The 18,859-nt window shown below is 52.5% G+C and carries 17 protein-coding genes; 3 read left to right on the top strand and 14 right to left on the bottom strand.

The features are described 5' to 3' along the window. Nucleotides 1-393 precede the first annotated feature (393 nt). The 4 genes from HPS36_RS11735 to HPS36_RS11750 are packed head-to-tail and all read right to left on the bottom strand — an operon-like array spanning nucleotide 394 to nucleotide 2,970. Nucleotides 394-1,260, bottom strand: coding sequence for a hypothetical protein (locus HPS36_RS11735; RefSeq protein ID WP_235681702.1), 867 nt, complete (start codon nucleotides 1,258-1,260; stop codon nucleotides 394-396). Continuing rightward, nucleotides 1,257-1,532 (bottom strand): hypothetical protein, encoded by a 276-nt coding sequence (locus HPS36_RS11740; RefSeq protein WP_173230275.1) that lies wholly within the window; start codon nucleotides 1,530-1,532, stop codon nucleotides 1,257-1,259. The genes HPS36_RS11735 and HPS36_RS11740 overlap by 4 nt, the downstream gene beginning before the upstream one ends. Then, on the bottom strand, nucleotides 1,529-2,473 hold the full coding sequence (locus tag HPS36_RS11745) for a hypothetical protein (RefSeq protein WP_173230276.1): 945 nt from the start codon (nucleotides 2,471-2,473) through the stop codon (nucleotides 1,529-1,531). The genes HPS36_RS11740 and HPS36_RS11745 overlap by 4 nt, the downstream gene beginning before the upstream one ends. Further along, entirely contained in the window at nucleotides 2,473-2,970 is a 498-nt protein-coding gene (locus HPS36_RS11750) for a hypothetical protein (protein ID WP_173230277.1), read from the bottom strand. Before HPS36_RS11750 ends, HPS36_RS11745 begins: the two co-directional genes overlap by 1 nt. 140 nt (nucleotides 2,971-3,110) lie before the next feature. On the opposite strand from HPS36_RS11750, the gene HPS36_RS11755 reads away from it, so the two are divergent. Beyond that, nucleotides 3,111-3,404, top strand: coding sequence for a FaeA/PapI family transcriptional regulator (locus HPS36_RS11755; protein ID WP_321169534.1), 294 nt, complete (start codon nucleotides 3,111-3,113; stop codon nucleotides 3,402-3,404). A 36-nt stretch (nucleotides 3,405-3,440) separates the two neighbouring features. Here the strand turns inward: HPS36_RS11755 and HPS36_RS11760 are convergent, their stop codons facing one another. The 6 genes from HPS36_RS11760 to HPS36_RS11785 form a co-directional block, all read right to left on the bottom strand. Further along, the gene (locus HPS36_RS11760; RefSeq protein WP_173230278.1) at nucleotides 3,441-4,802 is read right to left on the bottom strand and encodes a hypothetical protein; all 1,362 of its coding nucleotides are present in this window, start codon (nucleotides 4,800-4,802) and stop codon (nucleotides 3,441-3,443) included. After that, entirely contained in the window at nucleotides 4,799-6,718 is a 1,920-nt protein-coding gene (locus HPS36_RS11765; RefSeq protein ID WP_173230279.1) for an AAA family ATPase, read from the bottom strand. Before HPS36_RS11765 ends, HPS36_RS11760 begins: the two co-directional genes overlap by 4 nt. A 370-nt stretch (nucleotides 6,719-7,088) precedes the next feature. Further along, nucleotides 7,089-7,562: a hypothetical protein gene (locus HPS36_RS11770; RefSeq protein WP_173230280.1), complete on the bottom strand. Its 474-nt coding sequence runs from the start codon at nucleotides 7,560-7,562 to the stop codon at nucleotides 7,089-7,091. Next, nucleotides 7,562-9,577: an AAA family ATPase gene (locus HPS36_RS11775; protein ID WP_173230281.1), complete on the bottom strand. Its 2,016-nt coding sequence runs from the start codon at nucleotides 9,575-9,577 to the stop codon at nucleotides 7,562-7,564. The genes HPS36_RS11770 and HPS36_RS11775 overlap by 1 nt, the downstream gene beginning before the upstream one ends. Beyond that, nucleotides 9,578-9,733, bottom strand: coding sequence for a hypothetical protein (locus HPS36_RS11780; RefSeq protein ID WP_173230282.1), 156 nt, complete (start codon nucleotides 9,731-9,733; stop codon nucleotides 9,578-9,580). A gap of 12 nt (nucleotides 9,734-9,745) precedes the next feature. Next, a complete protein-coding gene (locus tag HPS36_RS11785; protein WP_173230283.1) occupies nucleotides 9,746-11,173 on the bottom strand; it encodes a DEAD/DEAH box helicase family protein in 1,428 nt (475 codons plus the stop codon). Nucleotides 11,174-11,216: 43 nt separating this feature from the next. Here HPS36_RS11785 and HPS36_RS11790 point away from each other — a divergent pair, with 43 nt between their 5' ends. Further along, nucleotides 11,217-11,363 (top strand): hypothetical protein, encoded by a 147-nt coding sequence (locus HPS36_RS11790; RefSeq protein WP_173230284.1) that lies wholly within the window; start codon nucleotides 11,217-11,219, stop codon nucleotides 11,361-11,363. A 165-nt stretch (nucleotides 11,364-11,528) separates the two neighbouring features. On the opposite strand, the gene HPS36_RS11795 is transcribed toward HPS36_RS11790, so the two are convergent. Then, nucleotides 11,529-12,395 carry a DNA adenine methylase gene (locus HPS36_RS11795; protein ID WP_173230285.1) on the bottom strand — a complete coding sequence of 289 codons (867 nt, stop codon included), beginning with the start codon at nucleotides 12,393-12,395 and terminating at the stop codon, nucleotides 11,529-11,531. 142 nt (nucleotides 12,396-12,537) lie between these two features. Here HPS36_RS11795 and HPS36_RS11800 point away from each other — a divergent pair, with 142 nt between their 5' ends. After that, nucleotides 12,538-12,738, top strand: coding sequence for a hypothetical protein (locus tag HPS36_RS11800; protein ID WP_173230286.1), 201 nt, complete (start codon nucleotides 12,538-12,540; stop codon nucleotides 12,736-12,738). Nucleotides 12,739-12,746: 8 nt separating this feature from the next. Here the strand turns inward: HPS36_RS11800 and HPS36_RS11805 are convergent, their stop codons facing one another. The 3 genes from HPS36_RS11805 to HPS36_RS11815 all read right to left on the bottom strand — a co-directional run bounded on the left by HPS36_RS11805 (nucleotide 12,747) and on the right by HPS36_RS11815 (nucleotide 18,482). Next, nucleotides 12,747-14,291 carry a DNA-methyltransferase gene (locus HPS36_RS11805; protein WP_173230287.1) on the bottom strand — a complete coding sequence of 515 codons (1,545 nt, stop codon included), beginning with the start codon at nucleotides 14,289-14,291 and terminating at the stop codon, nucleotides 12,747-12,749. A gap of 131 nt (nucleotides 14,292-14,422) precedes the next feature. Next, complete coding sequence (locus HPS36_RS11810; protein ID WP_173230288.1) at nucleotides 14,423-17,329, bottom strand: DNA methyltransferase; 2,907 nt, start codon at nucleotides 17,327-17,329, stop codon at nucleotides 14,423-14,425. A gap of 427 nt (nucleotides 17,330-17,756) precedes the next feature. Further along, nucleotides 17,757-18,482 (bottom strand): transcription initiation factor IIB family protein, encoded by a 726-nt coding sequence (locus tag HPS36_RS11815; protein ID WP_173230289.1) that lies wholly within the window; start codon nucleotides 18,480-18,482, stop codon nucleotides 17,757-17,759. Nucleotides 18,483-18,859 lie beyond the last annotated feature (377 nt).

The following is an 18,859-nucleotide window of genomic DNA, read 5'->3' on the forward strand; positions in this document are numbered from 1 at the left end:
CCGCCACACGTTCACACACCACACTACCAGCACCCCGCACCACACACCCCGTTTCCAGTGTTCTCCACGACGTACTCTCCCCGCGATCCACACACCCTGTTTCCAGTGTTCTTCGCCGACCCGTCACGCGATCCGCACACCTCGTGTCCAGTGTTCGCACCGTGTCTCGGTGGCAGGGTCGAAGCGGCACTCCCAACTGCGACCCGCACCACCGGTTTCCGAGCCGCGCACCGGCCCCGCGTCGTCCCACCACGAACAACCCGGCACCAAGCCCGCGGCCCGCGGCACACGCCCGTCGCGGCTGCGAGCCCACCACAACCCGCAGCCCCGACCCACGACCAGGTCGCCTCCCCAGGACCGCACCGCCCCGTCGACCCCGCCCACCCGCCCGGATCACCTCCCCACCCCGCCACGCACCGCAGCACCCACATCGCGCTCTACGACATCTTCCACGTACTGTAGCGCCGTCGAAAACGACCGGACTCGCCGTAGTTGCGCATCCACCACGCGCAGCCACTTCCGCTCCAAATCCAGGGGCTCCGCCGACAACCGCGACCACGTATCCGCAAACGCCCGCGCCGGCCCCGCCCCAAGCGACGCCACCGCCCCCGTCGAAGGTGCGTCACCCGTCACGCGGACCGCCAGTTCAGACGTCCACAGCACCGTCCGGCACGGCACCACCACTTCGGCGTCAAGCGCCGCCGCCACACGACCATCATCGCCGTCGCCAGTCGGCGGGCCGCGCGCCGGCCGCTCCGCCACGAGACAGAGATCCTCGAACGCGTGCCCCGCGCGGTAATTATCGAGCAGCGCCGCCACCAGCAACGTGTGGTACTTCAGTGACGTGTACGGGACGTACACGGACTCGTTGAACCGCGCCGCCACATCACTCGTCAACCACTCAGCGTGGAGTCGCGCCGGGTCCGAACACCCCGGCCTGACCAGCCCACGCACATCCTCCACAGACGCTGGCACCTCCCCGGGATCCGCGACCGTCGCCCCCGTCACCAGGGAAAGCCGTGCCGGCGACACGTGATTCGCCACTGTTTGCTCCGGCTCACCCGACGGCCGACTCAACACCGCCGCATCCCCATCCGCACCGCACGGCACCGACTGATTCACCCGCACCCCGCACACCTCCCTGTCAGCCGACGCATGCCGCTTCCCGCGGAGCTTGTGCACGTCGTGCCGGAACGCCGCCACCAACCCGCCCGACTCACCATCACCACCAGGCACCTGAGCGGACTCCGACCCCGTCACGCCCCATCACCCGCGCCCGACTCGCCCTCGTCCTCACCCGACACCCTCTCACTTCGGCGCTCCCAGATACTCGCAGGCGTTTCCTGCACCGTCTCCGTCACCGTCGTCGGCGACTGCAGCTCATTCAACTCCCCGTCCACCCCCGCATCACTCTCGCCTTGCGCTTCCCACTCAATCGGGTCCTGCGCAGGATTCGTCGCCGTCGTCGGCGGCCGCGGCTCATCGAGATCAACTTCTTCATCCTTGCCGCTCGGCTCGTCCGAGTCCGTCACGCCGACCCACCTCCCGGCACCGGTGAGTCACCATCACGCGCCGCCACACGCGCCTGTAACGCCGCCACGAACTCCCCGCGGACCGACTCCCGCCACACATCATCCTTCCACTCCATCCCCGACGTCGCATCCTGCGCGCGATTAAACACGCGCTTGATCTCCGCGTCCGAGTACAGCGGGTTGATGACGCGCGCATCAACCATGCCCGCCCCGAAATTCCGCGCCCCACCGAGCTGTAACTCGAACTCGTTGCTGTGCGCGTCGAGGTAATCGACCGCCTCCACGAGCAGCCCAACGTACTCCGGTTTCAGTTCTCGAAGCGAGAGTTTCCACGTCCCCACGAGGTTCCCGACGACGTCCCGCGACGCCATCCGCAGCGGCTGCCCGTCATCCTCGCTGTTCCGCGAGCGGACCTGCGTGTTCAGTTGACGGTAGTGCGCCTCTGCTTCGCCTTGGAGCACGTCCACTTGCCTGCGGATCGGCGAGAACCCGATCGGTCTGCGGACGAGACGCCCCGCCCGGTCATTGAACCCACCGAACAAATCGTAGAGTACACACCCCTCGTCGCCATCCACACACGAGCCTTTCTCATGGTAGCCGGCATCGAGATCACGCTCGTACACGTCGTCAAGCATGTACTCCGCATCCGCCGCACCCGGGTGGCACGCCGTGCCTCCCGCTGCCTGTACGACGCGTTCACACCCGTGCCGCAACCACCCCGACAGTGGGAACGGCGACACCATGCCCCCGATTTGGTTCTGCGGGTCGTCGGCCTCGTACCGGTCAGCCGAGGCGTGGTGTCTGTCCGTGACAATCCCGTCGCCCGGCGCGAGCAGTGGGATTTCAAGCCCCACGTACACATCCGGGAGTGTGAGATCGTCTACGTCGTCCGGGAGTGTGAACTCGTAATCGAGGTGCTCCGTTTCAAACTCCGGCACCATCACCGCCCACCCCCACCAGCCCGCATGTGCTCACAAACAGCCGTCAGGAGTGAAGTCGGGCCATCACGATGCTCATCCGTCTCAGCACTCTCAGTGATCCCGTCACGCGACGCATCACCCACCGCACGAGCCGCACTCGACGACGCCGCACTCACCACCACCAGCGACGGGTCAACCAGCACCAACCACGACGACTGCGTCGCAACATCCGTACAGAGACCGATCCTGCCCGTGACGACCAGTTCATGAACACCACGCGTAAACACCGACGGGTGTTCGTGTTCATCCGCCCCGCACATCACGAACCCAATTTCAAAAATCGGGTTGCCAGCCGCCCGGAAGGCATACGCCGTTACGTCGTCGCCTTCCCCGAGTCCGCAGCCGCACACCTGACACATCGCGGCCCCTTCCCCGAGCGCATATTTTTCTAACTGGTATATAGCTTCAATAAACTGTTCACCGATAGTCTCTTGCCATTTCGGATTTGACTTTACCATGGGATTCTCACGTCCGTGGGAAGCCCAGCCCGGGTGTCACTACCACCCAGGCATTCGTTGGATCGTTACGCCCCGTCGGGGCTGGGCTCCACATCCATTATGAGTACTCATATAGGTAAATACCTTTCGGATATCTCATAATGGAGGTTGAAATACCGTCAGGACTAATCAGTGTGACCGAAAACAGGAGAATAATGCCTGGCCGTGACGAAGAAACAGGGCGATATACCGGTCAGTACCCTACTGACGATTTTCTTAATGCTATTGATGAAGAAGGAGGAATGGCCGGTACCGGTGAGATTGCGGACCACGTAGGCTGCGCGCACGACACGGCGTATAAGCGGCTTCAAGAGCTTGAAAAAGAAGGAATGATCTCTTCTCGTAAAATGGGCAACACGCTACTGTGGGAGAGGAGTAGAACAAAAGAAAACTAAAGTCACAGTCTTCCTGCTGTTCACATATATACTCAGCTACCTATTTAGCACGTTCTTTAGAATTCCGGGCAGTTCCTCACTGAGTTCCCCTGCCTGTAGAATGGTTATTGGCTCGTCTACCTGTGCGTCTACGGACAGCGTCTCCCGATCAAGGTCCTGTACGACAAGGAGGCCATTCCACCCGTTGCCGAAGATATCTGCCTCACCAGTTGTGTCTCGCCCGAACACGTAGTCTTCGTTGATTCGGAGGAAGGCGAGGTATTCGAGGGTCTCTTTGATTCCAGTTCGGATTGTTTCTTCGCGGGTACTATGCTTCACTTCGGCAATGAGGTATTCGTACGTGATCGGTTCGTCGGATTTGACTTCGAGGACGATAACGTCGGGACGGCCCGTGTGATTCTGGAAGTTCTTCTCGAAGTACGTGCTGGCGACGTCGCGTGCGGTTTGTTGGACGTGCTCAGCACGAGTTGGCTCTCGGCCGTCTGGCGTCGCTTCTGTGCGGAAGGAGAGGCCGCGGTTGCTGGCGGATGTGTCGTGGTATAGCACGATCTCTTGCTCGCCGTCGATCTTGGCGACTTCTTGGCGTCCGCTTTTGATTGTTTGAAAGACGGGCTGTGTGTCTTGTAGGTCTTCGAGCGTGGTGATGAATCGGAAGAGGACATAAAGCTCGAAGAGTCGGGCTTGGTCGTCTGGGGTGATGGCGGTTTGACTCAATAGTGTACGTAGCGCATCGGGGTTGCCGTCGAATAATTCTTGACGGGCGCGGAGAAGCGTGGCGGCATCGCGGTAGATTTCTTGTCGGGAGTTGGCGGCGGTGGTGAGCATGCGTTCGGTTGGTTCGTACGTTTCTGGGTCGCGGATGCGGCGGACGTGGACGTTGCGTTCGACGGTGCGTTGTACCTGGTCGATGAGGTCGGTGTTAGCTTGCCACCGGTCGGTGACCCAGTCGTAGTTGCCTTTCAGGTACTCGTCGGCGTCGCGCAGCGTTGTGTAAATAACGGAGAGGAGGCGTTTGAGGACGATGTTTTCGGGGATGTTGTAGTCTTCGGACCGGTTTTCGGTGACGAACAGCGACCGGTCGTTCGGGTTGGTGGAGTACCGGGCTTTGACGGTTGAGCCCCAGTTGATGTGCCCGTCAATGCCACCGCGTTGGGTGCGGGCGACGGTTTTCGTTTCGGTGCGGACGTTTCGCAGGCGTTGTGAGAGTTGCTCGACGAACTCGACGACGTCGGGTTTGAGGATGAAGTGTAGGTCGAGGAGGAGCTCGTAGTCCTCGAAGCGTTGGTCGAGCGCTTCGGGTTTGATCGAGGCAGCGAGTTCTCGTTTGGGGAACCCGCCGTTCATGACGTACGCGAGGATGTCTTGGGTGAGCCCGTCGATGAGGTCCTCGCGGTTCATGACTCAGTCTCTGTGTCGATCGTGACTTGGAGCATGTCGCTCGCAGCGGTTCTGAGCGTGTCGGTGTCGGTTGCGTCGACGGCTGCGATGTGCGTGATGATTTGCTTGCGTTCCGGGACGCCTTCGAGCTGCGGGAAGATGTAGCTGATAACGGCCTCGGTGACGCGTTCAGACAGGTCGTCTGTCGCGGAGGTGCGGCGGTTCGTGACGTACGTGAGCATGTCGCGGACGATTGCGGGGCCGATCGACCGGTCGTCAACGGCTTGGTTCGTCTGCTTCCACACTTGCCCAATCGCGTCGCGTTCCTCGTCGCTCGGGTCAAGCCCGTCCCACGCGTCGATGTACGCGTTCATCTCGGTCGTCAGTTCAGTACGTGCGGTGTCGTCGTCGCTGGTGGTGAATTCTGGTGCGGGAACGCGGATGAATGCGAAGCGCCGCATGAACGCGTAGCTCATTTCGTACAGCGAGGTTTTGTCGTACGTGTTCATGGTGGCGAAGATCCGCCAGGAGTCGGGGACGACGTACTGGTGTTCAGCGGGGAGGCCGTCGAGGTGGTCGGTGGTGAGGAGTTCGATTTCGCGGTTATTTCGCGTGAAGGGGAGTTGAACGGATTGACCGGAGAGCAGCGTGAATAACTGGCCGAAGGCTTTGTCGATGTCGGCGCGATTCAACTCGTCGATGATGACGGGCTCGTTCGATTGAACGCCGGTCCGCGTGTCTTTGAGCCGATTGAGAATGATGCCGGGGGTGAACGCGAGATCGGAGTCTGCGTTGTCGCCGCCGGTCTCGGTCGGCATGTACCCGCCGACGGTGTCGAACGTGGACCAGTCAGCGGTCGCCGTGGTGAGTTCAGATCCGGAGTACAGGTGCGGGTACGCGTCAGCGAGGTACGTGGCGACGCGTTCTACGATCTCGGTTTTCCCGGTGCCGGGTGGGCCGGTTAGGATGATGTGGTCGCCGGCGAGGAGTGCGGCTTCGATTTGTTCGATGATGGTTTCACCCAGCTCATCCGGGAAGTATAACCCATCAAGGAGTGACCCTGTGTCGAGATTCCCAGTAAACGGTTTGTGGATCGCAACCGGGGGGACCTCCTTGAGGTGCGCTGTGATAGCGTTCACGAGTGTACGGCCAGGTTCCGAGTCGGCCGTTGTATCGAGTGGCTCCTGGATACGGTGGCGAGGAAAGCCAGCTTCTGTGGTCTCATTACAGATTGTGTCCGCTGTCTCGAAGGACATTCCGTTAGCTGTCAGAGCTGTGAGATTGTCGTTCGCCTCCGTGGTGTCCTTGCTCAGGATGGATCGTGAGAAATCGATGTCCTCGATATCCCCAGTAGCGTAAAGTCGGTCAAACGTCACAAGATAGGGGAACGACTGATCTTTTGGCGAATTGGGTCGCTCATCGTACCACCAGGATTCGTCTTGGGGCTTGGTCGTCAGCGCACCGATGATGCCTACACCGAGAATACAGCTTGCTTGTTCGTCGAGCGCCTCCCGCGCTGGCTCGCTGCGAGAGTGGAAGAGCACGATGTCACCAGGCGACAGATCCACCCACAGTCCGTGATCGGATTCCCCGAAGGCGAATGCTGCGTATTCGAAGGTTGTGAGCCAGCTGTCCGGTGGTGCCGTCAGTTTGTAGATGCGGGCATCTGTCTCCTGAATGTACACCGCAAGGGGATGATCGGGATCGATTCCATCTTGCTTGTAATTGCGTCCCTCGATCTCTTTTTTTTCGGGCCAAATGGAGGAATCGTCCTCATCGCTGGACTCCCTCGAATTTTCGAGTCGTGTACGGACGGCTTCCGTAACACTGTCGTGTTCTAAGAGTCCGTCGATGTACGTCTGCTTGTACTCGGGAAAGAGATTGACAACATTTCGCGTGGCGAGCGTTTTCACCGCTTCGAGATTGGCGTTAGACACTTCCGCGAATCGCTCCCAATTCTCTCGGTATATCGAATTAAATTCATCTTGGACAGTATTACAGAAGACAATCCACTCGAAGTCATAACCGGGGACTGAATGAGATGTTTTGTCCGCGGGAACAATTTCTCTTACTTCGAAGACTGCTCCAATCCCAGAGTCGTCTGAGACGATCCGCGCCAGGACAGTATCTCCTTCTCGAAAGTCATCCGGTGACAAGCCGTCTGTATCCGTGAAGCCGAATCGGGGAGTGACATCTTCGTCACCTTCGTCACCGGCCTTGTGACCGAGACAATCGTCCCAAACTTCTGAATCGATATTGAAAACCCAGGTATCTGTATGACGAGTCATGTGATAGTTTCGCTATTCGCTATTCCGCGGACGGTTTGAGGCTGCTGATTTCTCTCTCAATCTCTTCGAGTACGCCAACCCGTTCCTTCATTTCATCTTCGTTGCGATGGTCTTGGATAAAGTCTACGAGGTTATCCAAATTATCTCCTGGCTCATCAACGACTTCCTTCTCAATGAGGCGGGCACCACCAGCGCCGTACCGGCTCAATACATCAAATTGGTCGTGGGGATCCAGAATAACCTCCGGGTCCTCTGTCACGGCATAGGCTAAGGACGCAGTAATCACCGACAACTGACTATCTTGGCCGATGTAGTTCCACCTGATGTAGTTGTCCTCACCTGGGTCATCGACCGACCGATCTTTTGCGTACCCAACGCTTGCCGCAAAAACCAGGAACCGAACCCGGGAATCGAAAATCGGTGAGTCGCCATCAGCAAGCTCTTCGAACGCTTCGTTATTTTCGTATTTGAATGTAAGCGTACCTGAGGACATTAATAATCACCTCCAGTCTTTCTGACTAAGTCAGTGTACTCGTAATTCGTGCCGGATTCTTCTCCAGGGTCATGGTAATCCAGGTAGTAACGCTCACCGGCAACATGCTCCATCTCGTTGGCGACTGCTTCGCTCCACTGGGACTGGGTTACCATGACCACGACTTGTTGTGCCATCTCCGGGAGCATCCGGCTCACACGCTCCTGATACGTCGGGTCCAGCGAGCCGAATGGAGAGTCCATTATCATCGGATAGATGCCACCCTTGAAATACGTGGCATCCTCGTCAGATTCGTATCGCTCTCGGGCCAGTGAAATCAGAGTGGCTATGAAGGAGAGGCTGGCCACCTGCCGCTCTCCCTGCGATTGCGCGACCGGAATCTCCGATGTTTCGCCGACATCTTTTAAGATTTGTAGAGTATAATTGTCTGAAATTTTCGCATAGTAGTTCTTTGCGATGATGTCCTGAAATATTTCGTTCACACGCTCATTAACGTTCTGGCGAACCTCATCCTGATACTGCTGGAACAGTGTTGATATCTGGCTTTGTAGGTAAGCCGCCGTTTGTGCTCGTTTTCGAGCTAATTGTGCTTTCTCGTTCTCTTCTTTTGCTTCGGCGATCTCGTCTTCGAGTGTCTCGCGTTTGTCTTTGAGTTCCTCTATTTCTGAGTCTAAATTACGGATTTTCTCCTCGTACTCTCCGATTTTCCCAAGAAGATTACTGCGTCTGGACTCAAGTTCCGAAATACTTTCTTGCTCTTCGTCACTCAGCTGAGAGCTGATTTCGTCAAGGCGCTCCTGAATCTCTTGTTTTTTATCGGCCTTCTGTGCCCGTCTGCTCAGGTGGCGTTCGATCTCTGAGTATAGCTTTTCCTGGTCACCACCAAGCTCACTCAGCCGACCTACGATCGACATCGCCGTCTCCTCAATTTCCGTCGAGCCTGCGCGTTCACGCCATCCCTTCACCTCTTCGTAAGGATCTGTTCCCTCTTTAAGCGGGCGGCCACAGATACATTCCTTCAGGTCAAGCAAGTCATCCACGAAGTGAGTCTTGATATCAGAGGGAATCTCACCTTTCTCCCGCTTCTTTTGAAGCATTTTACCCGTCTCTTCGACCGCGGGCATCGCAAATGGTAGGAAGCCACGCTCCGAGATTTCGCGCGCAATATCGTCGTTAATGGCCTCGATATCTGAATTGACATCCGCGAGTTCTTCTTTCAAATTGTCGCGCTCTATCTGGAGTTCTCGGCTCCCTTCGAGCTGACTCAGTCGATCTTCAATGTCCGAAACCTCATCTTCCGTTTCGGATTTCGACTTTCGATGGCTTTCCAGCGTATCCTCCTTAGTGGTAATCTGTTGTGTGATCTCCTGTTTTTCACTGATGAGGTTTGATAGTTCTTCACTCCCCTGTTCCTGAGCAATTTGCTCATACTTTTCAACCGCATGCCCAAGATGCCTCTTAGAGCGCTCTAGAATAGTCAGCCCCATAATATTTCGAATAGCTTCCTGTATCTTCTCCTGGCCATCGATAGCAGATAATTCGTCGATAGTCTCACCATCGAAGAAGAATATCTCTTTGAGACGTTCAGGCATGATCTGATTGAGCATGGTACCCGGATTCGATCTGGTTTTCAGATTTCCGTGCTCGTCGGTGAACTCTAGCCGAATCTCGCTCGACTGTTCGACAGCAGAAATACCCTCGCGTTTACCGAATTTCTTGATGCGCGTTGCCTCGTACTCAGTTCCTTCGTGCTCAAACACAAGTGAGACGCTGACCCTAACACTGTCACCAGAGTTGACCTCTGCGACAGCACGCTCAGATACGAGTTTACCAGGCTTAGGAAGAGAGATGTTATCATAGAATAACCATGTAAACGCGTTCAGGAGTGTCGTTTTCCCGGAGCCGTTCGATCCGTGGATAACCGTCACGTTCTGGTCTTGGTCTGTGGAGAAGTGAATCGATTGCTCTCCATAGAACTGGCGGAAGTTCTGTAGCTTGAGGGTTATTAACTCCATTTATTTAATTTCGTCTTCGATGATGGACTCGATATCATCATTGATGCCGATCGGGTTGCCCATGTGTAGTTTATCTTTCTCCGCCTCAAGGACTCGCCGCATCATCCGGGTAACCGTCTCTTCGTCAACGCCGTCTGGCAGGTCCTGACCGCTCATTATAAAGAATCATCATACATCAAGTAGGTTAAAATCTTTCTTTAACTGACGTATGGATCCGGTGGAAGTCGGAATGCCTGGAATCGATGCGTCCGGGTGATTACGAGCTGATGCGGCAAAGGTACTCACACGCTGGAGCTCTTTCTGAACGAGATTTCGCTCAAGAGAAAAGAGCGAATCTTCACCTGACTTCCGGACGTCAGTTGGAGGCGCAACGACAAAATCATGAATTATTGCGTGGTCCTTATCCGCATGAGTCCGAAGAATCCGTCCACGGCGCTGGATAAATTGACGCGGATTGGACGAACTAGCGAGAATGAACGCCGTCTGTGTCGCTGGCACATCAACACCCTCATCAAGACATCTTATAGCTACGAGTGCCTGTAGAACACCGGTTTCAAATTCACCTAAGAGACGTTCTCGTTCCGCCTGATCTTCTTCATAAGTGAATTGGTGAACTCTGAGTCCCAGCTCATTTCCCATGAGCTCAGTGATCGCTTCCAGTTGCCGTCTCGTTTCTTCACCCTCCTCTCCAACATTCCCATCACCACTGTAGATGAGTGTATGGTGTAGATCTTCGAGGCCGGTCTTAACGAGTAACTCTCTGAGCTCCGGGATCTTATTGGCCGCAGAACCAACCAGTCTCGCACGTTTGAACAGTAGCTGCTTGAGCGTTTCATCCGCCTGTGAATCCGCGTCACCGATATCACCGCTCACAGCCGCCATCCGCTTGCCTATCGATCGTGAAAGCGCGAGATACTCTTCCTGCTCTTCCTCAGTCAGTTCAATGATATGAGGTATGTAGTAGTATTCAGCGAGATAACCGTTTTCGATGGCTTCCTCAAGTCCGTACTCAAACACAACCCCGTTGGAAAAGTAATTTGTTAGTACCTCTGTCCCTTCCTCATCATACCACCGCTGCGGTGTTGCGGATAAACCCAGTCGAGCACGGATGTTTTGAGGGAGCGACGATCGAAGATGTGGGGCACCCATATGATGGACTTCGTCTACGATGAGCATCGTGCGAGCCCCGTTGAGCCGGCCGATAATACTCTGGAAGTGGTCACTGGAGAATGTTTTGTGCGTCGTTATGACAGCGAGTATATCCCTGACACCAGAGTTATATTCAGTGATTTGGCCAGCCAACGAATCTGTCCAGCGGGTTCGTGACTGATACGCGAGGATTGGCGAAGCGCCGAAGTCATTCAGGTCGGACTTCCACTGGTCCACTAAATGCTGGTACGGGGCGGCAATGATGAGCGCTAATGAGTCGCCTTGGAGTGACGCGAGCTGGGATGCTGCCAATAAAGAAGTGACTGTTTTGCCTGTTCCCGTCGCCATATTCAGAATTCCTTGTCCTGAGCTATTCACCCATGCTTGTACGGCTTTATCCTGATATTCACGTGGTTCGAGCCAATCTGGTTTGGACAATGCTGCCATTCGATTGAGAGGTAATGAGTCTCATTGATACTTATAGTGTAGTGTGCTCTCCCTCATCAGGAATATCCGGGGTGTGCCTGTTACAGAACTTGACGAGACCAAAGCGAACTCAATTACGCGAGAGTACGAAGGCGAAGAAGCCCTTGAGTTCCATGATGGTGTTATCACATCAATCGGGACAGGATATTAGACCTCTGTGATCGACTCACGCGCTGTATTCAGTAGGTTCCGAAGAATATGCTACTGGATGAGTATCTAAATGGAGGCACGCAAATATGTTCAGCATAGTGACTTCCATCTAACTGATGTACACAAACATGTAATAATACAAGTACTTAGAATTTGTTCGGCGTTATTATGTATAATCCTGGAGATTTTGCTGTTGTTGTTGTTCTCGAGGAACGTTGGTAATAATAACCTCAGCGACATCACCGCGATTGTTCGCATCGCTGTTAACCATTCTAGCGGCATTGACGTAACTAACGGTGAAATCCGAGAGGTGATCATACAGTTCCCACACTGGTGGGGAATTCGATATTACAACATAGATATCATCTTTGTCCAGTCTGACTGCAAGATCTCGAAGCCGCTCTTGATCGGATTTACTGAATCCATCTGATTGGTATTGAGTGAAGTCAGCGGTTTTTGAGACTGGTTCGTATGGAGGGTCAAAATAAACGAGATCTTTCGATGTAGCACGTTCAGCAATATATGTAAAATCATCATTGTGGATGTCGATGTCATCCAGAATAACACTCCCAGCACGAATTTGTCGTTTCCGGATAAAATCCGGGTTGCTGTGCTCCCCAAACGGTACATTGAATCCCCCGGACTGGTTTTCTCTGTAGAGTCCGTTATATCCGGTGCGATTGAGATACAACATAAGACTAGCCTCTTCAATTTCCTGGTCTACAGACCGCTCATCAAGAGCATGTAACTCATTGAATCGCTCCCGAGCCTCGTAATAATACTCCTCTTCATACGAGTGTCGTTGGTTCTCTTCGATAAGTCGCTCTGGGAAATCACGTATAATCTTGTAAAATGTGATAAGACGACGGTTTAGATCGTTTATTGATCCGGTTGTCGGTTCTAGTTCGAAGAAGACAGCGCCACCGCCGATAAATGGTTCATGATATTGATCGTATTTAATCGGGAAACGAGAACGAAGATCGGAGAGGAGTTGGCGTTTTCCACCTACCCATTTGAGAATCGGTTCTGCCATTTGCTCACATCTACTCACCGTACCGAATAAATCCAAGGTTCTCCTGATTATTGCGGGCAGTACTGTTACCGGCACGCCTGAGAGAATAACTGTCTGAATACCCCGCTACTCTTTTGCGGATGCTCACGTATCTTAACGCAATATGAGCGAATCAACGTACGATACAATGGATATGTACGAAAAAAAAGCGATGATGCTGGTTGAAAAGTTGATTGAGAAGGGTACCGTCGAGATGCCACCCGACGAGCCAATCTTGGTACATGTACCAACAGGAGCCCAATTTAATTCAGCGCAGAATCTCGCACATTACCATTCCGGGTGGAAAGCAGGAACGGCTGAGTAACAGCCGTGTTAATCAAATGAGTTCAAACCTGCTTGGTGGCCCGCTTGCTTCTGTCCCCGATCTTCCATGGGGTTCTCGACTTGAATATTGAGATTCGAGACGAGTGGAGGGCGTGTTTTTGACCAATACTGTAACCAATCGTTACTAGCGACGCATTCGATCCAGTCCCCGATTTCCATGTTGGATTCGGCCCAGTTGTGTTTGCCTTGGTAGAGGTACACCTCCTCATCAAGGAGTGTGGGTGGATCAGTACGTAGTGTATCCAGATATTCGTTGACCGTACTGAACATAGGATCAAAATCAACGCCATAGTAGTCGCCAGATCCCTTGTCTTCTGAAAGCATACCCTCCATTGCAGCGTCCATTGACACGTCATTGAAATCCTCTGCCGATTCGCAGACGAACACAAGGCTGGCTGCTGGATCTGCGTCCTGATCGAATTGAGTGGGGTCGCTGGTAGCTTGAATAAATTCGATCTGCCCATCACGGAGGCTGTTTCTATCGGTTGTGATCAGTTCCTTGTAGAGTTCATAGGCATACTTGTGTATGCGTAGGGTGTAGATCCGATCCTGGAGGAGTGCTTGCTCATCCTGGAGTGTTGATTGGACGCTACCAACTTCGCGTAGCGCAGTGGGGCGGACGTGATCCTCGTAGTAGTCTATATATTCACTATTAAGCTCGAATCCGAGCGGCTTCCGACCAAGTGCCTCTGCGATAGCGAGGGTTGTACCAATCCCCGCGAAGGGATCGAAGACAACGTCACCAGGATCAGAGGCGAGGTGGACAATTCGTCGAACAAGCCCCTCCGGGAACGGACTCGGATGGTAGCTGACTTTTGGCCCCCACTGACCCTGTTTCGGGATCGGGAATTCCCATACGTTGCTCGGAACGATCCCTTTTGGGCTGTATCGTTCTGGGTAGTTCACCCACCATTTTTTGAATTCGTCGGGGTCAGTGATGCGGATTGCGTCTTTGTTGTATGTGAACTCATCTGTCTTCGAGTACATGGTAATGTGTTCGTAGACGTTCCGCAACCTGCCCTTCTGATGCCACGGCCGCGTACGAAGTTTATCCCAAATGATGTTATCCTCCATACGCCAAGATTCAGGTAGTGGGTCGTGTACTTCACCACACGTTTGACACACGAGTGTCCCGTTACCGCGGTTTCGTTGAAGATGACCGCTACAGTCTGGTTCAAGACACGTTTTGTGATTTTGTAGATTTTCGAGTTCGTCAGCGATATCGAACGGTAACCGTACGACTCGGCCATTAGTTTTGTACGTGTCTGTGATTATCCACAGTGTACAGTCGTCAGCGGCGATTTCGTAACACTGCTTGTATATTGATCTGATGTCGTCGAGGAATGATTCGTAGTTTTGCTGACCGACCTGTTCATCGTGATCGCCGTAGTCGATCAGATCTGCGTACGGCGGAGAGGTAATTATGGTATCGACGAGCCCATCGACGTCTTCGAATTCGGCTTCCAACCGTGATTTCAGCTCTCGTGAGTCATGCTGGTAGATACGAAAACGAGAGTCTGGCTCGTCGCTCATTTGTTCGTCAGTGACGATGGCAGGACCACTGATAAATGAGTTGGTACTCTGTTCTTGAATCCCCAACAGTGATGCCGTCCTCTGATTAGAGGATGTAGAAACTATGAGACTACATTCAAATGTTCTTCTGGCTAGTCCGATTTAATCACCGACTCGATTGATTTACCGGATGGTTGGGTGAGTTGGAACTCGTGATTTCCGGACAGCGGTCGAGAAATAGTATCCATCGAGTGTTTTGGATGGTTTACTTCGAGACCGAGGTTGGTAACGATCGGTGGAGTTTCGTCGTCGGCATATCGTTGCGTCCACTCTGCGCTGTTCTGTGTCATTGATTTCCACTCTGAGAAAGTGGTTTTCTCCGTGTACACGTAGTGCCGCCCGTCTTCGTACACGAACAAGTCGTCTGGCAGGTGTGTGTACGTACCGTCCGCGACTTCAGTCGTGAATTCGTCGGCCGTTAGCACAATCGGGCGGGCTTTGACGCCGAATCCGGAGCAAGGTCGCATTGTTGTAACTTCTTCAGCAGTCTCATCATAAGTGAGCGCATCACGAGCTGTTGTTTCCTCATCCACAATTAACACGATATCGACTTGTCCGTGCGTATCAGGCGCGACAGATTGGTATCCGAGTTCTCGACTGACTAAGAAGATCGTGTGTACGTCGAGCTGAGCTGGATTGGAAAGACCGAGTTCCCCGGCGAGTGTCCGAACCAATTCGCGTGCATACTTCGTTTGACGTAACCCGCAAATTAGTCGGTCTAGATCGTCCTGTGTTGTAGTTGGCTCTGCTCTCTCGTGCTGTGTTTTGAGGTGTTCCTGAAGCTCTGGATACGCGTTACAGTACTTCTCATTGAGTTCTATTCCAATGCCGTTTCGCTCCATGAGCTCGGCCTGTGCGATAGTGACACCTGATCCTGCAAACGGATCCAACACCACGTCACCTGGATCCGTTGAGAGGGTTAGCATTCGCTCAACAAGCGCAGGTGGGAACGCGGCCGGATGATCGAACACGTCTACGTCACCCGTAAAGGAACCACGTGTTGGTGGTTCAAATTCCCAGATATTCTCGGGGAGCTTGCCACGTGGGTGATACCGCTCGGGGAAGTCTGCCCACCACTGTTTGAAATTGTCTGGATGTGATTCGCGGATTCGGTCCATCTTCAGATCAAAATCGGGTTTTTTGCTGAAACAAAGAATGTATTCGAACACATTCCGGAGCCGTCCTTGCTTAGTGTACGGGAGCGCCTTGTTCTTGTTCCAGACGACGATATCTTGTAGAATCCACGAATCGTTATTCTGTATGGAATGACCGCAATGCGGACAATTCGCTTTGCGACCCTCCACCATGTCCACACCTCCTAAGAGAGTACTCTCACAGCTTGGACATTCTATACCGTGGTCAAGGTTTTGACAGACTCTGGCGATATCAAACGGGAGCTGAACGATCTCTCGATTCCGCCGAAATGTGTTGACAACGACCCACAGCGACCCGTCCTGTTTCGTTAGTTTATATACATCACCGAACACTTCTCGGAGTTCATTGAGGTACTCTACATACGAGCCGTGCTGACCTACTTCGTCGTCGTCATCTGAGCCATACTCTTTCAGATCGTAGTATGGCGGAGACGTGACAGTCGTATCTAAGAGTTGTTCGTCAGTCTCTGTAGTATTTTTTTGGTAGGTACGGAGCTCAGAGACAGCACTCCGAGCATCCGCATTATGGAGCCCGAATACATCTGAATCGCTGTCAATTGTTGTGGACTGACTGCGGATTTCAGTTGTCCCATCTTCCTCTGGTGTCGTATCTTCTCCGGATGCCCCGCCGGTTGAAATCCGTTTCCCGTACTCACGCCCTTCAGGAAGAAATTCCTCGGTAGACAGTTCAGATTGAATCTCTCTCCATAACTCGCTGTTCGTATCTAGCCGAGTTTTTTTATTATCCGTTGGCACCTCGCTGGTGTCTCCTATCGGTATGATTTGGAGTGTCCCTCCGAAGTAGTTATACTGGTTATTGCGTGTGAGATCAAACACGTCCTCGAATACGGAAGTCATCAAGACCCGACCGTTTGCGTAAATATCAATACCCTGTCTGTTCTGACTTGGGCGGTATCTGTACCGGAACTTTTCGCTTTGTGTTAATAAACCCGGGCACTCCTCTTTAGCACGGTCTGTCATCGCGTCAATATCCAGTGTCCCGGACTCGTACTCTACTCTGTATTGCTCGCCCCTCGGGGTCGTAACCTCAAATTCGTGGCTCTTCTTTTGTGTCTCATCAGAGTACCTTGGCCAGATTGGAACTACATCGAAACACTCTCTCTCATTTGTTTTGAGGTCGTGATAACTCACTACAATTCGATTGTCCTCACGTGCAGACAGTAACCGTCGAAAGAGAGTACCTAGTCGCTCACGGACGTATTGGACTTTTTTATCGAGTGAGTCCGCTGACGGCCAAACATCATTATCAAATTGGGCCCTGGCACAAGTAGCATGAACACGTGTCCCGTGATCGGCCTGATTTAATTCAGAAATTTTGTCTGGAATTCCGATCTCCCAATCATTCTGACTCCCAGTAGAAATGGGAAGGTCACCTGTAATGGGTCCATCAACACGCAAACAGTCGCTCGTTTTCGTCTGTGTTACGAGGGTAAATTGATTCGTGTCATTCTGGAGCTCACGCTGTTTGAGAGACTCCTCAAACCATGCGAGGCTGGCTTTGAGACCCCATCCGACATTATTTAGAATGCCATCGGAAATCTCTTTATTTCCTGTTCGAAATACATGGTTTTGGAGTTGCTCACGAGTAATCCCTGGCCCATTATCTGAGATATAGGTCGTGACTGTATCTTCGCCACGCACAAACGTCAGCGAGATTGTCACCTGTTCATCTGGGTCTTCAAAGTATGACTCGTCATCTACAGATGCCGCAACTGAATTATCAATAAGTTCTTGTAACGCATCTAAATATGTCTCGTGTTGCTTTGCCATTCCTGAAGCAAGCATTTCCAGCTCAACAGCAGACTCACATGTCTCACTATTCATGAATCGAAACACACCTCCTGAAATGAATGTTAGATACCATTCTACGTTCTTGTCGACACCTCTGACTGAGAGATCTTTAATCTATATGATTACAGTTGATTTTTCGGTAGTGTCTGGATAAGCTGGTTCAGTATGAAGGGAACGTTTGTAACCAACTACCAGCGGTGTTTGGCTTGGCAGTACGTGTTTAAAATATTTATTTACTACTTTTACTTGATAAAAACACGTTCGACGGCATTCAAAAATCAAAAGAAGCAGCTGAGGTTATTCCTCAGGACCGCCGAACCCGTCTCGGTGGGTCGCATGTTTGGTGTTGCCGGTGGGGATCTCCACCTCACAGTCAGAGCAACGAACCTATTACGCGCCGGTCGAGGAGGCGCCAATAATAATATATTTCTAACACTTATTTCGCTGAGCCGCATCTAGTTTAATTATTCAACTCAGCCAAATCCTGATACCGGCTACGTATTGAAATGGTCGAAACATCAGATACTTTTGCGACATCGTTCTGGGTTATTTTGACCCCTTCTTTTTTTGCGGCCCAGTATACAGCCCCAGCTGCTAGGGCGGTAGGAGCTTTGCCGCTGATGACGTTTTTTTCTTCAGCGTTTTCGATCAGTTCGTGGGCAGTCTTACGTATATTTGGCTCCAGTTCCAGTTCCTCACAGTACCTGTCAATATACTGTCCAACATCAAAAAATGACGATGGATCAAGTCCAAGAGTATTGACAATCTTTTTTGATCTTCTTAGGAGGTGTTTCTTCGTGACTACTGCTGGACCGATGTCAGCAATAGCTGTTGGACTAATTCCCACACCGTTGATTTTACATGCACAATAGAGAGTTGCTGCAGCAATTAACTCCGTAACGAACTGCCTCTCACTTGCCTTCAGATATTGCTCGAATAACTCTTCAGCCATCGTGTCAGCCCCTCCTGTGATATTCAGTTCTGTGGCATACTGCTCTATCTCGCTAGCTGCACACCTAATAATAAATTCATCAGTATGCGCGTCTCGAAAAGTGAATTCTTCTCTAAACCAGCCATCAGTATTATGCTTCGTAGTTGTATGTGAATTATCTAATTTATCGGCATCATTGACGTCTTCAAGCAACTCTTCGATTTCTTCACGAAAACCTTCTATCGAGTCTGTCATTTATACACACTACTTTCGAAGGTGTTGTTAATTTATCGGAGCTAGAGGCCATAAAGACAGATACTCTGTCTGTAGTCGCACCCCGGTCCCGTAGTACCCGTCTCGCTGGGTCGTACGTTCGACATTGCCAGCGAGAAAACATTTACACAGACGGATGAGCGGGGACGAAGCTGGTGGCGATCCACTCACCGCTCTCTCATACTCCAACGTCAAAATCAGACAGCCGGTGGAGTAGCTTTTCTATGACAAGTGGATATATTCACACTTGCCACAGCCAAGGCGGATCATAGCTGGTTACCCTACTTTGATCCTAAACAAGTGTTCAATTTAATTTATAAATTTTTGTGCGAAAGTTGTACTAAAACCGGTCCTCGACA

The sequence above is a fragment of the Halorubrum salinarum genome (genome assembly GCF_013267195.1).
Classification (GTDB): domain Archaea; phylum Halobacteriota; class Halobacteria; order Halobacteriales; family Haloferacaceae; genus Halorubrum; species Halorubrum salinarum.

Coding starts and splice junctions, on each gene's coding strand:
- HPS36_RS11760 (WP_173230278.1), bottom strand. CDS start 4,802: ATGAACCGCGAGGACCTCATCGACGGGCTCACCCAAGACATCCTCGCG.
- HPS36_RS11750 (WP_173230277.1), bottom strand. CDS start 2,970: ATGGTAAAGTCAAATCCGAAATGGCAAGAGACTATCGGTGAACAGTTT.
- HPS36_RS11785 (WP_173230283.1), bottom strand. CDS start 11,173: ATGGCAGCATTGTCCAAACCAGATTGGCTCGAACCACGTGAATATCAG.
- HPS36_RS11795 (WP_173230285.1), bottom strand. CDS start 12,395: ATGGCAGAACCGATTCTCAAATGGGTAGGTGGAAAACGCCAACTCCTC.
- HPS36_RS11800 (WP_173230286.1), top strand. CDS start 12,538: ATGAGCGAATCAACGTACGATACAATGGATATGTACGAAAAAAAAGCG.
- HPS36_RS11810 (WP_173230288.1), bottom strand. CDS start 17,329: ATGAATAGTGAGACATGTGAGTCTGCTGTTGAGCTGGAAATGCTTGCT.
- HPS36_RS11780 (WP_173230282.1), bottom strand. CDS start 9,733: ATGAGCGGTCAGGACCTGCCAGACGGCGTTGACGAAGAGACGGTTACC.
- HPS36_RS11775 (WP_173230281.1), bottom strand. CDS start 9,577: ATGGAGTTAATAACCCTCAAGCTACAGAACTTCCGCCAGTTCTATGGA.
- HPS36_RS11745 (WP_173230276.1), bottom strand. CDS start 2,473: ATGGTGCCGGAGTTTGAAACGGAGCACCTCGATTACGAGTTCACACTC.
- HPS36_RS11815 (WP_173230289.1), bottom strand. CDS start 18,482: ATGACAGACTCGATAGAAGGTTTTCGTGAAGAAATCGAAGAGTTGCTT.
- HPS36_RS11770 (WP_173230280.1), bottom strand. CDS start 7,562: ATGTCCTCAGGTACGCTTACATTCAAATACGAAAATAACGAAGCGTTC.
- HPS36_RS11755 (WP_321169534.1), top strand. CDS start 3,111: ATGGAGGTTGAAATACCGTCAGGACTAATCAGTGTGACCGAAAACAGG.
- HPS36_RS11805 (WP_173230287.1), bottom strand. CDS start 14,291: ATGAGCGACGAGCCAGACTCTCGTTTTCGTATCTACCAGCATGACTCA.